This is a genomic window from Paenibacillus sp. Soil787 (assembly GCF_001429545.1).
GTDB lineage: Bacteria > Bacillota > Bacilli > Paenibacillales > NBRC-103111 > Paenibacillus_E.
Map to the genome: position 1 here is coordinate 389,293 of NZ_LMSP01000034.1, position 14,724 is coordinate 404,016.

General features: G+C 45.2%; 10 protein-coding genes. 6 read left to right on the plus strand and 4 right to left on the minus strand.

Going from position 1 to position 14,724, the window contains the following annotated elements:
* Positions 1–5: 5 nt before the first annotated feature.
* From ASG93_RS25440 to ASG93_RS25465, 6 genes are all read left to right on the plus strand, one after another.
* The gene (locus tag ASG93_RS25440; protein WP_056836676.1) at positions 6–1,049 is read left to right on the plus strand and encodes a glycoside hydrolase family 88 protein; all 1,044 of its coding nucleotides are present in this window, start codon (positions 6–8) and stop codon (positions 1,047–1,049) included.
* 184 nt (positions 1,050–1,233) lie between these two features.
* Positions 1,234–2,202, plus strand: coding sequence for an ABC transporter permease (locus ASG93_RS25445; RefSeq protein ID WP_056836509.1), 969 nt, complete (start codon positions 1,234–1,236; stop codon positions 2,200–2,202).
* Positions 2,203–3,079: 877 nt separating this feature from the next.
* On the plus strand, positions 3,080–3,961 hold the full coding sequence (locus ASG93_RS25450) for a carbohydrate ABC transporter permease (RefSeq protein ID WP_056836511.1): 882 nt from the start codon (positions 3,080–3,082) through the stop codon (positions 3,959–3,961).
* 60 nt (positions 3,962–4,021) lie between these two features.
* The gene (locus ASG93_RS25455) at positions 4,022–5,578 is read left to right on the plus strand and encodes an extracellular solute-binding protein (RefSeq protein WP_056836513.1); all 1,557 of its coding nucleotides are present in this window, start codon (positions 4,022–4,024) and stop codon (positions 5,576–5,578) included.
* 194 nt (positions 5,579–5,772) lie between these two features.
* On the plus strand, positions 5,773–7,359 hold the full coding sequence (locus ASG93_RS25460; RefSeq protein WP_056836515.1) for a sulfatase: 1,587 nt from the start codon (positions 5,773–5,775) through the stop codon (positions 7,357–7,359).
* A 33-nt stretch (positions 7,360–7,392) separates the two neighbouring features.
* Positions 7,393–8,094: a DUF1961 family protein gene (locus ASG93_RS25465; protein WP_056836517.1), complete on the plus strand. Its 702-nt coding sequence runs from the start codon at positions 7,393–7,395 to the stop codon at positions 8,092–8,094.
* A 79-nt stretch (positions 8,095–8,173) separates the two neighbouring features.
* Here the strand turns inward: ASG93_RS25465 and ASG93_RS25470 are convergent, their stop codons facing one another.
* The 4 genes from ASG93_RS25470 to ASG93_RS25485 form a co-directional block, all read right to left on the minus strand.
* Positions 8,174–10,282: a molybdopterin oxidoreductase family protein gene (locus ASG93_RS25470; protein WP_056836519.1), complete on the minus strand. Its 2,109-nt coding sequence runs from the start codon at positions 10,280–10,282 to the stop codon at positions 8,174–8,176.
* Between the two features lie 76 nt (positions 10,283–10,358).
* Positions 10,359–10,709 (minus strand): nitrite reductase small subunit NirD, encoded by a 351-nt coding sequence (gene nirD / locus ASG93_RS25475; RefSeq protein WP_082615089.1) that lies wholly within the window; start codon positions 10,707–10,709, stop codon positions 10,359–10,361.
* A gap of 32 nt (positions 10,710–10,741) precedes the next feature.
* On the minus strand, positions 10,742–13,165 hold the full coding sequence (gene nirB, locus ASG93_RS25480) for a nitrite reductase large subunit NirB (protein ID WP_056836521.1): 2,424 nt from the start codon (positions 13,163–13,165) through the stop codon (positions 10,742–10,744).
* 267 nt (positions 13,166–13,432) lie between these two features.
* Positions 13,433–14,674, minus strand: coding sequence for a nitrate/nitrite transporter (locus tag ASG93_RS25485; RefSeq protein WP_056836523.1), 1,242 nt, complete (start codon positions 14,672–14,674; stop codon positions 13,433–13,435).
* Positions 14,675–14,724 lie beyond the last annotated feature (50 nt).

Consider the following 14,724-nt stretch of genomic DNA (forward strand, 5'->3'; position numbering starts at 1 on the left):
TAACGATGAATGAAACGGAAATTAAACAAGCGGTCGACAGGCTCGTAACCAGAACGTTTCAGATGGATATGACATGGGATTGGCCCGCCGGAGTCGCTTTCTACGGCGTAGGCCAAGCTTATCTGGCTACCGGTGAATCTAAGTATTTGGATCAATTGCAAGCGTGGATCGATGAGCAGTTGGAGGACGGTATTCCTACGTTAACCGTCAACGCTGTATCCATCGGTCATACATTGCTTACACTGCACGAACAAACCAAATCTGAACGGTATCTGGACGCAGCCGTTCAGATGGCGGAATTTTTGAGGACGGATGCGGTTCGATTCGCTGATGGCGTATTCCAGCACACCGTATCGCAAAATTACGATTTCCCGCAGCAGGCTTGGGTAGATACGATGTTTATGGCCGGATATTTTCTCATCCGCATTGGTACTTTACTTGATAGAAACGATTGGCTGGAAGATGGCTTACTGCAGTACCATGCACACGAGCGTTTCTTGCAGGATCGTGAAACGAATCTGTATGTTCACGGTTGGGACCATATCGCCCAGAACAACATGTCCGCTGTCTATTGGGCGCGCGGCAATTCGTGGGCAGCTTATACGATGTCCGAAGCGCTTCATATCGTAGAAGTCACACATCCGTCCTATATGAAAATGTACGATTCGCTGCGTGATCAACTTAGCAGCATCGTCCGGCTCCAATCCGATCAAGGGCTCTGGCGCACCGTGCTGAACGATCCGACCGCTTATGAGGAAACATCGGGCTCTGCGGGTCTTGCTGCCGGATTGATTCGATATAACGAAGCTATCGGCGCCCCTATGTACAATAAATATATTCAGAAGGCCGTACCTGCCGTATTATCGAAAATTTCGAATAACGGTACCGTATTGGACGTATCGGCTGGAACCGCTGTTATGAAAGACGCAGACGGCTATAAAGGGGTCGCTCATGAACGGATTCAAGGCTGGGGACAGGGGCTGGCATTGGTATTCCTCTCTTCACTTCTAACGTACAAATGGGTAAAAGACATTTCACAGGACGAGTAATGGAATTGTTCAACTCATTCACAGCTTTGGGAGCTGCTGGATCTTGTTTTGCTAGTCATACTTTTTTTCTCGGTTCATACTTTTTTGGAGAAAGCGGTTTCAAAATAGTGTTATTGTCAGAAATATTTGAATCTTATAGTGTTTAACTTACAAAGCCGCAAGCTAAAAGTGAAGGAGTGAGAACATGATCAAAGCATCAGGTGCTGAACAACACACAGTGCCTGTCCCAGCAGTAGTAACTTCCAAGCGCAACACACTAATTCGCAAAGTATTAAGAGATAAATATTTGCTGCTTCTGCTGCTGCCGGGATTGGCCTATTTTATTATTTTTAAATATGTTCCCATGTGGGGGGTTCTGCTTGCCTTCAAAAATTATCAGCCTTACGTCGGTTTTTTTAAAAGCGAGTGGGTTGGATTCGATAACTTTAAGCAATTCTTTCAAGATCCCGTATTTTTCAGATTGATACGCAACACGCTTTTGCTTGGCTTATACGATATGGTGTTTTTCTTCCCGGCACCGATCATACTGGCTATCTTGTTAAACGAAGTCCGTAAATCTTTTTACAAACGCTTTATTCAATCGCTGATTTATATCCCGCATTTTATTTCGATGGTTATCGTTGCAAGTATTTCCTATCTGCTTTTGACGACAGAAGGTGGAGTCATTAATGAAGTGATGCTTAAGCTATTTGGGTATAAAATCGACTTTCTTACCAGTGAAAATTGGTTTCGTCCCATGATCATCACACAGAGTATTTGGAAAGAGATGGGTTGGGGAACGATCATCTTCCTCGCGGCGCTTGCGGGGGTGGATCAAGAGCAGTATGAAGCGGCCATCGTTGATGGAGCAAACCGATTTCGCCAACTTTGGCACATTACGCTTCCAGCCATTCAGGGAACGATCATTGTCGTACTGATTCTGCGAATGGGTCACTTTATGGACCGTGGATTTGAACAAGTTTTATTAATGATCAACCCGCTTAACAGGCCTGTGGCCGATGTGTTTGACACGTATGTTTACACGGCGGGAATTGTACAGGGCGCTTTCAGCTATAGTGCGGCAGTAGGGTTATTTAAAGCCATCATCGGTGTCATTCTCGTTTTTTCAACTAATTATTTAGCCAAAAGGGCTGGGCATTCCGGCATATTTTAACTTTAAGCTGATGCTTACCAAGTCAGTTTTGCTATCGTTGAAAACTCAGCACATTAAATAAGAGTCTCTGGAGACTCCTATTATCCATCATTAGCCACTTTTTGTTGAAATAAAAGCTTTTGGAGGCTCTTATTTCCACGGAATGCTCCGTATGCGCTATGTTCGGCATCAAATAAGAGTCTCTGGAGACTCTTATTATCCATCATTAGCACTTTTTGTTGAAATAAAAGCTTCTGGAGGCTCTAATTTCCACGGAATGCTCCCTATGCGCTGTGTTCGGCATCAAATAAGAGTCTTTGGAGACTCCTATTGCCCATCATTAGCCACTTTTTGTTGAAATAGAAGCTTTTGGAGGCTCTTATTTCCACGGAATGCTCTGTATGTGCGCTGTGTTCGGCACAAGGATAAACGACTCCGTCGTCCTTCAGGGACGAGCGCGTTTGTCAAGGTAAACCTCTACCCTCGGCCATTCAAAGATGAGCGACCGCATTTACCGAGGAGAGACTTTGGTCTACGACCAAAGATCCCTATATGCTCGCTGAGGTTGCTGGATGAATGAATCCCTATTTGCGGTAGAATAATGTTGTAAAAAATGCAACAATTGCTGCCTAAATCTCGCCTATCTCCCTTCGATGTTGCATAATGTACAACAATTTGGCCCAATATAGACCATTACGCAACAAATTTGCTCAAAATGTTGTACGAAATGCAACTTCAAGTTGCAAAATAGCCTTTTGGCGTGTGAATTGTTGTAGAAAATACAACATTGTTATCCACGAAAGCTGAATGACTCTAAAATCGCATTTTGGAGTTATGAATTCCAAATTATATGCTGAAGAAAGTTTTGCCATCGCAAAACTCTTAGGAGGAGAGCACGATGAACACGCGTCACTCGTCAGTAGGTGAAAAATTGTTTGATATCGCCAATTACCTGTTTCTTGCTATTGTTGCCCTCACTATGATCCTTCCGGTCATGTATATCGTGGCAGGGTCGTTCGCAAGCGATCTCGAAATTGGAAGCAGATCCTTTTTCCTTATTCCCAAACACATCACATTCGATGCTTACAAGTTCGTTTTTAAAGATAACACTTTACCGCGAAGTTTATTCGTATCGGTATTCATAACCGTTGGGGGAACTCTTGTCAATCTATTCTTTACCTTTACGATGGCCTATGCTTTATCGCGGAGGCACATGATCGGCCGGAATGTTGTTTTGAACATCATCATCTTCACGATGGTATTTAGCGGCGGGATTATTCCTACTTATCTAGTTGTTAAAGGCTTAGGACTGTTGAACTCCTACTGGGCCGTCATGCTGCCTGTAGCTATCAACGCCTTTAACTTGATTGTCGTGAAATCATTTTTCCAAGAAATCCCTAACGAACTGATTGAATCGGCCCGAATTGACGGGAGTAACGATATAGGCGTGCTGTGGCGAATTGTTTTACCGCTCTCCAAACCGGTTATTGCAACATTCGCTCTCTTCTACGCCGTTGCCCATTGGAACGATTTCTTTAATTCCCTGATCTATTTATCAGACGCCAAAAAGTGGCCGATGCAGGTTCTCCTGCGGCAAATTGTACTTCTAGCAACTGGCTCGCTAGAAATGGGAACGTACGATCCCACCTATGTGAAGCCACCGGATCAATCGATTAAAATGGCGATCATCGTCGTCGGTACATTACCGATATTGATGGTTTACCCGTTTATTCAAAAGTATTTTGCCAAAGGGGTTTTAATTGGTGCTGTAAAAGGGTGAATGCTTTATACCCATCATATACAGGTACATTTTCGAAATGACAAAGGGAGGAAAAAGAATATGAATTGGGATAAAAAGAAAAAATCATTGTTTGCCGCAACCAGCATCTTATTGGCAGTTACAGCAATAACGGGGTGCAGCTCGGGTACTAATGGATCTAAAGCGACAGACACCCCTAAGACGACAGCAGGAGCGACGACCGCTTCAAAAGAAAAGCCATTCCCCATCAGTGTCATGTTAAAAAGCTACAACAATGACATCGCGACAGCAGAAAGTAAAGTTTGGAAAAAAATCGAAGAATACACGAACACAAAATTGGATCTACAATTCACTCCAGATACAAGTTACAGCGATAAGCTGAATATTGCACTTGCTTCCGGATCCCTGCCTACTCTAGTATTCGTGAATAATGCCAAAATATCCGCTGTTGCCAACGCCATCAATGGAGGCGCGTTCTGGGAGATAGGTCCTTATCTCAAAGATTATCCGAATCTCAGTAAGGCGAATCCCACCGTTCTTAACAATACGTCGGTAAACGGTAAATACTATGGTCTCTACGTATCCAGACCGATCGGCCGGATGGGGATAAACTACCGTAAAGACTGGCTGGACAATTTAGGTATGCAGGAACCGAAAACTATCGGTGATTTTTACAATATGTTAAAGGCATTCGCTACTAAGGATCCCGATAAAAACGGTAAAGACGACACCTATGGCATGGTCGTAACCAAATTCGGGGGGCCATGGGATATTATGCAAACATGGTTCGGCGCTCCGAATAAATGGGGTGAGAAAGACGGTAAGCTTGTTCCCGCTCATTTGACGCCGGAGTACTTGGAAGCACTCAAATTCTTCAAAAAATTGTATGATGAGAAGTTAGTGAATCAAGATTTTGCGGTATACGATTCGGCGAAATGGAATGATCCGATTATTAACAGCCAAGCAGGTGTGGCGATTGACGTTACGGAACGTTCTTATCAAATCGATGAGAAAATGAAACAAATCAATCCGAAGGGCAGTATTGATATTATTGGTGCTGTAAGCGGCCCTACCGGTCTTCATAATTTGCCGACTGCCGGACACAACGGCATGTTCTTAGTCTCCAAATCAGCTGTTAAAACAGAGGCCGATCTCAAAAAGGTGCTTACCTTCCTAGATAAGACCAACGATAAAGAAATGCAAGCTTTAATCAATTATGGTCTCGAAGGCACTCATTATAAAGTGGAAGACGGTAAACTGGTTACGCTTATCCTTCAAACTGATCCTATGGCCCCTGATATCAATAACAAGGGTATCAACCAAATTTTATCTTCAATTCCATACATTGTGCCTGATATGTTTAAACCGTCTACACCGCTTCGCGCTAAGGCGGTCGATGTGCAAAAAGCAAATGAAAAAATCATTATTGTAAATCCAGGAGAACCCTTTACTACCGCTACCTATACACAAAAAGGGGCGCAGTTAGATCAAATTGTTGAAGACGCAAGAACGAAATTCATTGTCGGTAAAATCGATGAAGCCGGCTATAAAGCAGACATGGAATTATGGAAAAAAAGCGGTGGCGATGCCTATACCAAAGAAATGAGCGATGCCTACGCCGCCAGCAAGGCTAAGTAAGTAAGCGAACAAAAATACGCTTCGTAGATAAGGTCCAGTCGTTCAATATGACTGGACTTTATCTCGAAAGGAGCAGAAACGATGACAATGGCAATAACCAGAGGCGGCAAAGGAACGGTTTGGCCTTCGGGATACGGTAACTTGTACATGGTCGATATGCCGGCATTCGAATCATTGCCAGAGATGCCAGAGACATGAATACAAAACCGAATCTACTTCTCATCTTTACGGACCAGCAGCGATGGGATACGTTAGGGGTTTATGGAAATAAAACGATTCAAACGCCACATTTGGATCGTTTGGCGCAGGAAGGCGCAGTATTCGAAAACGCGATTACCCCCTACCCTCTCTGTGCTCCTGCTAGAGCCTGCACGATGACGGGACTTGCTGCGGGAAAGACGCGTGTGTTCAATAACGAATCCGCCCCTGCTATTGCTGCGGATGAGTCGATTGCTGCTTATTTGTCCAAAGCGGGATATCATAGTCAGGCGATCGGAAAGATGCATTTTACACCGGATGAGCAAACGTATGGCATGGATCATCTCATTTTATCGGAAGAAATGAGGGGCGTACGTACGGCTGAACGTTTACAGGATATTCGTTTTGATGATTATGACCAATACCTGATGGAGCATGGTGCCTGGGGTTGGGAGAAACCTCCGGAGATCGGTTACAACGAACTAAAGCCGCTTGTTAACGGCCTGCCGAAAGAGCTTCATATCACACAATGGTGCGGAGATCGAACGGTAAACTGGCTTAAAACTGAAAGACCCTCTAATAAACCTTTTTTCTTATGGACGTCGTTCGTCAAACCTCATGCTCCTTTCGATTGTCCTTCCCACTTGACGGATTTGTATAAGCCTGAAGACATGCCGAAGCCATGGGTGTCAATAAAGGATGGAACGTCGAAAAACCCTTATTTGGATTCGCATCGTCAAGCCATGGAAGCCGATCTGTACTCGGAGCATGCTGCGCTTACAAACAGGGCTTATTATTATGCCAATATTACGTTTATCGATGAACAAATAGGGCGGATCATGCAAACGTTGGAGGAAGAGGGGCTGGCGGATAATACGCTCGTTATTTTCACATCAGATCATGGCGAACTGCTGGGCGACCACCGATTATGGTTTAAAAACTTAGGGCACGAGGGTAGTTTGCACATTCCGATGCTAGCATGGTGGCCCAGCGTCATTCATCCGGGTACCCGCTGTGATGAATTGACTACCCTGCTTGATATTTTCCCTACTCTCGTCAATCGGACAAGTGAGAATCGCAAGTACGACGGAAGGCCCGGTTTGGATCTATTGGAGCTGCTCACAGAACCTTCCTCCGTTCGCCGGGATGCAGTCTGTTCCGAATTCTATGTGGCACCCAACTATATGCTTCATGTCCGCAGCAAAGAATGGAAATATCTCTTTTACCAGAACGGCGGATACGAAGAACTGTATCATCTCCTGAGCGATCCGCATGAGCTTGTTGATTTGGCAGATGATCCTGACTTTCAGCATGTTAAAAAAGAGCATCAAGAGGCAGCCATTCGTTGGATCATCAACTATGGAAATCCTGAAATCGCACTCGATGAAACAGGCAGCAAGCTAAAAGTGATCTCTTTTCAGCCTCAAGAAGCCAAATCTAACCCAAGGCCTTTCTCGCGAATGCCTTGGGATTCCAGAGTTCCGCCTACACTGCTCACTGAACAGCAGCGTTCTTGGTTTTGGAAGGAATTGGGCGGAGACTGGAGCAGCCTTATCACCTTGTTTGGAGCAAAAGATAAGTAATTCACCAATTAATGAGTGAGGGGGTTGTACAACATGGATTGGAATGAAATATTCCTGCTAAATGAGCTTATATATCAAAATCCTTTTGCAAATGAAAATGATGTGAGGGATTTCAAGATGGAAGGACAGGCCGCTGCCAGCTTTCCGCTGAATCGAATGCGGCTGGAAAATAAGCTTGACCCAAAGCTGGGGCAAAAGTCAAATTTCGTTTATTGGTGTCCAGTTGAATTTCCGGACAACATCGCGATCACTTGGGATTTTTGGCCGGTTCATGAGCCGGGGCTTTGCATCTTGTTTTTTGCCGTAAAAGGAATCCATGGTGAAGATTTGTTTGACAGCCGGCTTTCTGTAAGATCAGGTGCGTATGATCAATATCACCATGGAGATATCGATGCTTTCCATGTATCCTACTTCAGACGCAAGGAAGAAGAGGAGCGGAGTTTTCAAACGTGCAATCTGCGTAAAAGCTATGGCTTTCATCTAGTTTCGCAGGGCGGAGATCCAATCCCTTCCGTTATCGATGCTAAAGGTCCATACCGGATGAAATTGTTTAAATGGGGAGGTGAAATTGTATTTGTCATCAATGATCTGACTGTTTTGCACTGGACCGATGACGGAAAAACATTCGGGAAGCCCCTTACCGGAGGAAAAATCGGCTTTCGCCAGATGGCTCCTCTAATCGCCGAATACGCCAATCTTCATGTATATTCGCTTTCAAAAAAGCAATCTTTGTAATATCTCATCCAACTCTATCTACAAAAAAAAGACCTCACCAGTTTAGTTCCTTGGCTAAGCCAACTAAGCTGAGTGCGGTCTACTCGACACGTTCCACTTTAACTGCGCATATTTTAAACTCGGGCATCCGACTTGTAGGATCCAGCGCATCATTCGTTAATACATTAATCGAATGCTCATCGCCCCAATGAAAGGGCACAAAAACCGTACGAGGTTGAATACCTTCTGTCACTTTGACTTCAAAAATCAAGGAGCCACGACGGCTTGTAAGGCGGATCTTGTTATCCATACTCAGTCCGATTCTCTTAGCAAGCCACGGATGAATCTCAGCAACCGGAACGGGAGCCTTCTTGTTCAACGCTTCCGTTCGACGTGTTTGAGCGCCGCTTAAATAATGATTCGCCAGTCTCCCCGTTGTCAGCACGAAGGGATAATCCGAATCGATGGGTTCTGCCGGCATTTTCGGCTGAATACCGAACAATCTGGCTTTGCCATCGGAATGATTGAAATGATTCTCGAATAATAGCGGTGTACCCGGATGGTCAACAGCTGGACAAGGCCAGAATATGCCTTTCTCCTCCTGAAGCCGCTCATACGTAATGCCGCTGTAATCGGCTTTCCCTCCAGCCGTTGCAGCTGCTAGCTCACGAAACACATCTTCAATACCCGCATATTGAAAATAGGCTCCCCGGCCCAGCGCATCCGCTAGCTGACAAATAATGTGGAAATCAAGTCTGCTGTTTCCCGGAAGCTCCATCGCCTTCTGACGGTGAAACACGCGTCCTTCCAGATTGGTCATCGTACCTTCTGCTTCCGCAAAGGATGACCCTGGCAGCAAATAATGGGCATAACGAGCCGTTTCTGTTTCAAACATGTCAACGACAACGAGCAATTCCAGCTTCTGCAGCGCCCGTTCCACCATTCGGTTATTCGGACTGGATACAAGCGGATTAGATCCGAGGACGATTAAGGCTTTGATCTCGCCTTCATCTATCTTTTGCAGCAGCTCATAGGCTGAAACTCCTTTGCCCGGCAGTTCATTTGGATCGATTCCCCATACCTTGGCAACATGCTCACGCGCAGCTGGGTCTTCGATTAACCGATAGCCCGGCAGTTGGTCCGCCTTTTGCCCATGCTCTCGTCCGCCTTGCCCGTTCGCTTGGCCTGTTACGGCGCCATAGCCGCAGCCCTTGCGCCCTATTTTGCCCGTGATCAAGGCTAAATTAATGTAATTTAGCGTGTTCTCTACCCCATTCACTTGCTGTTCCAAGCCTCGTGCTGTGAGCACAATCCCTGTCTCCGCCTTCGCGAATCCGCGAGCAATCGTACGGGTTACAGCTTCTAGAATGCCGGTTAGCTCCTCCACTCTCGCTGGGGTGAAAGGCTTAACAGCCTCCTTCAATTGCTCAAATCCAACCGTACGTTCTTCGATGAAACGATTGTGAACGAGTTTCTCCTCCACCATGACATGTAGGAGTCCGTTTATAAATACAGAGTCGAATCCCGGTTGAAGACGAACATGGATATCCGCTACCTTCGAAGTCATGGTATTACGCGGATCAATCGTAACGATCACAGCGCCTTTCTTCTTCGCTTCAAGTAAATAAGGCATCATCGTTGGCTGGCATTCCGCAATATTCGTTCCTGCGAGAATGATATATTTCGCATTTGGAATTTCCGTTAACGGCATTGTCATCCCGCGATCGATCCCGAAAGCTTGATTACTGGCTGCTGCCGCTGAGGACATACAGTATCTACCGTTATAATCAATGTATTTGGACCTGAGTGCTACTCGGGTAAACTTACCAAGTAAATAACTAACTTCATTCGTAAGCGAGCCTCCACCATAAACGCCAATGGCATCAGGGCCATATGTCGCTTGCAGTCCTTGAATCCGCTCAGCAATGTCTGCAAACGCATGATCCCAAGAGACGGTTCGCCACCGCCGTGGCTCCCCAATCTCCTTAGAGAGTGGCTCAAGAATTCGATCGGTATGAAGCACATGATCCAGTGCATTCAACCCTTTCTGACAAAGACGGCTAGTCGCCACAGGAAAGTTCGGGCTTGGTTTAATCGTGAGACCTGACGTCTTCTCACTTGGCATAATCTCCAATCCGCACTGCATGCTGCAAAAGCAGCAATGGGAGGAGGGCTGTTCTTTAGGTAAAGTCAATAGTGCTGATTTCAACGCACCCCACCCCCGATGGTAAAGCTCTCTATGAAATCTCAATGCATCTGAATGTGCCTATGCGGTCAACAAAGCGTTAGCAGGCTAATTCTTTGTTGATCTGAAATCCAATAAACACCATTCCTTCATGAACCTTCGTTGAATACGTTTGTACACAACCCGTATCCGGAGCTTGAACAAGACCGGAAGGGAGATGAATCTTGCGGTCATGCATCGGACAGAAGACGTGGTCATCACATACAATTCCTTCTGCAAGGACACCCTCTTTATGAGGACAGCGGTTCTGAATGGCTTGAAGCTTGCCGCTTTTCAATTTGAAAAGTGCTACCTCTTCGCCTTGATAACGAATCGTTTTCCCTGTGTTTACAGCTAAATCCTCATAGGATACTGCCTGCACCCATACCATTTGCTCTTCTTGTGTTTTCATTGGTTTGCTCCTCCCGGGCTTATCTTCTTTGTCTAATTAAGCTCTACGACTTCATATAGGTCACGCTGAATTTTTTTGCTATCAATCGCTTGTTTCCAAGGGTCCTTCGTCACAGATAGTGCTTGATCCATCCGAGCACACAATTGTTTGCGCTCTTCTTCATTTTCTACGACTTCGCGAATATGCTCGATACCAAGTCGGTGTACCCACTCACTTGTGCGCTCACCATACTTGCCGGATTCACGATAGTACTGCAGATAAGCTTCCGTATATTCGATAATTTCTTGTTCCGTTTTGACAGTGGTCAAGAGGTCACCAACACGTACCTTGACACCGCCGTTTCCTCCGGCGTAAAGCTCCCAACCGCCATCAACTGAAACGACGCCTAAATCTTTGATCCCTGATTCCGCACAATTCCGAGGACATCCAGATACAGCCAGCTTCACTTTGGCAGGTGTGTTCAAGCGTTCAAAACGTTTCTCCAACTCGATACCTACGCCCATCGCGTCGCCCGTGCCGAATCGGCAGAAGGTTTCTCCCACACATGTTTTTACAGTACGCAAGGCTTTACCGTAAGCATAACCGGAAGGCATATCCAAGGCTTCCCACATCGCGGTAAGATCTTCTTTCTTCACACCTAGCAAGTCTAGACGTTGTCCGCCTGTAAACTTCACAGTAGGGACATTAAATTTCTCGGCTACTTCTGCAATCCGTTTCAATTCAGTAGGATTCGTTACACCGCCATAAATCCGTGGAACAACCGAATACGTACCATCCTTCTGAATATTAGCGTGCATACGCTCATTAACAAAACGTGAGGTACTATCATCCCTATAAGTCTCAGGGCTTACCATGCCTAAGTAATAGTTGAGTGCTGGGCGGCATTTCGAGCAGCCTTCTTCATTTTTCCAACCAAGCACGTTCATTACTTCACGTACATGGGATAACCCTTTTTCACGAATCGCTGTAACAACTTCATCCCTTGTTTGGTCTGTACATGCGCAAATCGTCTCTTTCGCAGCGTTCTTATCATAAGAAGCACCTAGAGTAAATGCCAACAAATCACTAACCAGTGGTTTACAACCGCCGCAAGAACGAGAAGCTGTCGTACAATTTTTCACTTCATCAACTGTCGTTAATCCTTGATCCTTAATCGCTGAACAAATCGTTCCTTTGGTAACACCGTTACAACCGCATATAATAGCATCGTCTTTCATATCAGCAACACCTGATGACGCTCCGCCGTTTCCACCCGAAGCATCCGTCAATATCGCCGTTTTCCCCATGCTGCTAATATCTGTTTCTTCCCGAATCATTTGCATAAGTCGCGTACCATCCGCTGTATCTCCGAAGAGAACTGCACCGATGATTTTATTGTCTTTAATCACAACTTTCTTATAAACACCAGTGAACTCATCATGAATACGGATGGCTTTCGATCCTTCCTCATCGCCAAACTGTCCGCCTGAGAATACGTCAACACCAGATACTTTAAGCTTCGTATAAAGGATCGATCCTTCATAAGGATTCGTTTCCACACCTGCCAAATGTTTAGCAAGCACAGCCCCTTGCTCGTAGAGCGGCGCTACCAATCCGTAAGCAATCCCTCGGTGCATGGCGCATTCCCCAACCGCATAAACATTCGGAACACTCGTTTGCAAATAATCATTCACGATAATACCGGGATTACACTCAACTCCGGACTTCTTCGCAAGCTCTACATTGGGACGAATACCTACAGCCATAACAATAAGATCTGCCTCAGCAACGGTACCATCTTTGAATTTCAAGCCAGTTACGCGCTTGTCGCCCACGATCTCAGCGGATTGCTTCTCGAGCAAGAAGTTGATGCCTTGTTCTTCAAGTGCCGCTTGCAGCAATTTGGAAGCCGTACGATCGAGTTGACGCTCCATAATTGTATCTAAGATGTGAACAACATCGACCTTCATCCCTAAATTGAGGAAGCCCCTAGCTGCTTCTAATCCAAGCAAACCGCCACCGATCACGATTGCTTTTTTATACTTTTTAGCGGACTCTATCATAATCTCACAATCACGAATGGTTCTGTACGCCATGACCCCTTCTTTATCAGCTCCAGGTAAAGGAATCATGAAAGGATTGGACCCTGTAGCCAAAATTAATTTATCGTAGGAAACCGTTAACCCTTTATCGCTCGTTACCGTCTGAGCGGCCGTATTGATGTCAGTAACCGTTTGGTTTGTGTGCAAGGTAATATGGTTATTCGCATACCACTCATAAGGATGAATGACGATATCCTCTACTTTGGAATCTCCGGCAAGTACATAGGACAACAAGATTCTGTTATAGTTTGGATGCGGTTCACTTCCAAAAATCGTAACCTCATATTTATCAGGTGCAAGTTTAAGCAAATGTTCAACAGCGTTAACACCCGCCATTCCATTTCCTACTAATACCAATTTTTCTTTTTGAGTCATTGCCATCTTCCTCTCTAATATATCTATCTCTATATCCCATTTTTCTTATCCATATCCGTTAAAAAAGGGCCATCCGGGAGCTACGAATAAACATGTGCCCCCAAATGACAAAATTGGGATATGGAGCTTGAGAAGTTCGATTTGAACTTCCAAAGACGGTAAGTCGTAAACGTCTTTGCTCATGCAGCCTGGACACTCAAGCTGCATGAGCAAAGGCTTTACTTATATGCCGCTGGCCATATACGACCAGCGGCTTCAGCCTATTACTTATGCGTGAACACTGTCCAAAGAGGTTGATGCTGCCTTCACTTTACCGCCTTCACCAATCCAAGATTTTTTCCATTTGCCTTGCACAACAACAATAATCAGGATACAGGCAATAGCAATGGCACTTAGAATTAGGAAACCAGGGGTAAATGATCCTGTTGAAAGCTTCAAGTTACCAAGAATTTTCGGCAAGAAGTATCCGCCTAGACCTCCGGCTGCTCCAACGATCCCTGTAATCATACCAACCTCATTCGAGAAACGTTGTGGAACAAGCTGGAACACCGCTCCATTTCCCATCCCCATGCACATCATACCGATGAAGAGAAGGCTAGTTGTTATCCATAAGCTTGGAAGTGACGATACAATGGCAAGCATGATCCCAATCACACCGTATAGGGTCATTAACATACGTATACCGCCCATTTTATCTGACAGCCATCCGCCTACTGGTCTGAAAAAACTTCCAGCAATAATACAAATCGTTGCAAAGTCAGCAGCCATAACCGGACTTAGCTTATATTGTGTGTTGAAGAAAATCGTTAAATAGTTGGCCATACCGGAAAAACCGCCGAATGTGACCATATATAGGAGACAGAACACCCAGGTATCTTTTTGTTTAAGAACACGCCCATAATCGGCAAGTTTAGCCGGTGCTGGCTGAGTTGGACTGTCTTTAGCTGTAAAAATAAAGATAAGGAATACCAGAATAAGTGGTACTAATGCTAATCCGAAGACCACATGCCAGTTCCCATAGTGCTGTGCCAAGCGGTTTGCGAATAATGTTGCAAAGATCGTTCCACTGTTCCCTGCACCAGCGATGCCAAGCGCTAATCCTTGATACTCAGGTGGATACCAGCGACTTGCCAATGGTAATGCGGCAGCGAAGCTGGCCCCAGCAATACCTAGCATGAGTGCTACGAAATACATATCACTAAGCGAGTTAGCAAATTTCCAAGCGAAAACTAGAGGAACTACCGTTAATATCATACCGATAATAGCTGTTTTTTTGGGACCAATTCGATCTGTAAGATAGCCAAGTACGAGTCTTAGAACAGCGCCCCCAAGTGCTGGCAGAGCTACCAGATTCGCCTTTTGAGCAGCATCTAAAGAGAAATCCTTCGCAATAAGCACAGACAGCGGTCCAAGCATAACCCAAATCATAAAGCTCATGTCAAAATACAAGAAAGCACTAAATAATGAACCTTTGTGACCGCTTTGCAAAAAACTCTTCCGATCGACCATGATACCCTCTCCTTTTATGAGGCTTTTAGCGCCTTCTTCTGTTTCTTTCT

Bases quoted from the DNA above. Each gene is read 5' to 3' on its own strand.
- ASG93_RS25440 (WP_056836676.1), top strand. From the start codon at position 6: ATGAATGAAACGGAAATTAAACAAGCGGTCGACAGGCTCGTAACCAGA.
- ASG93_RS25445 (WP_056836509.1), top strand. From the start codon at position 1,234: ATGATCAAAGCATCAGGTGCTGAACAACACACAGTGCCTGTCCCAGCA.
- ASG93_RS25450 (WP_056836511.1), top strand. From the start codon at position 3,080: ATGAACACGCGTCACTCGTCAGTAGGTGAAAAATTGTTTGATATCGCC.
- ASG93_RS25455 (WP_056836513.1), top strand. From the start codon at position 4,022: ATGAATTGGGATAAAAAGAAAAAATCATTGTTTGCCGCAACCAGCATC.
- ASG93_RS25460 (WP_056836515.1), top strand. From the start codon at position 5,773: ATGAATACAAAACCGAATCTACTTCTCATCTTTACGGACCAGCAGCGA.
- ASG93_RS25465 (WP_056836517.1), top strand. From the start codon at position 7,393: ATGGATTGGAATGAAATATTCCTGCTAAATGAGCTTATATATCAAAAT.
- nirD (WP_082615089.1), bottom strand. From the start codon at position 10,709: ATGAAAACACAAGAAGAGCAAATGGTATGGGTGCAGGCAGTATCCTAT.
- nirB (WP_056836521.1), bottom strand. From the start codon at position 13,165: ATGACTCAAAAAGAAAAATTGGTATTAGTAGGAAATGGAATGGCGGGT.
- ASG93_RS25485 (WP_056836523.1), bottom strand. From the start codon at position 14,674: ATGGTCGATCGGAAGAGTTTTTTGCAAAGCGGTCACAAAGGTTCATTA.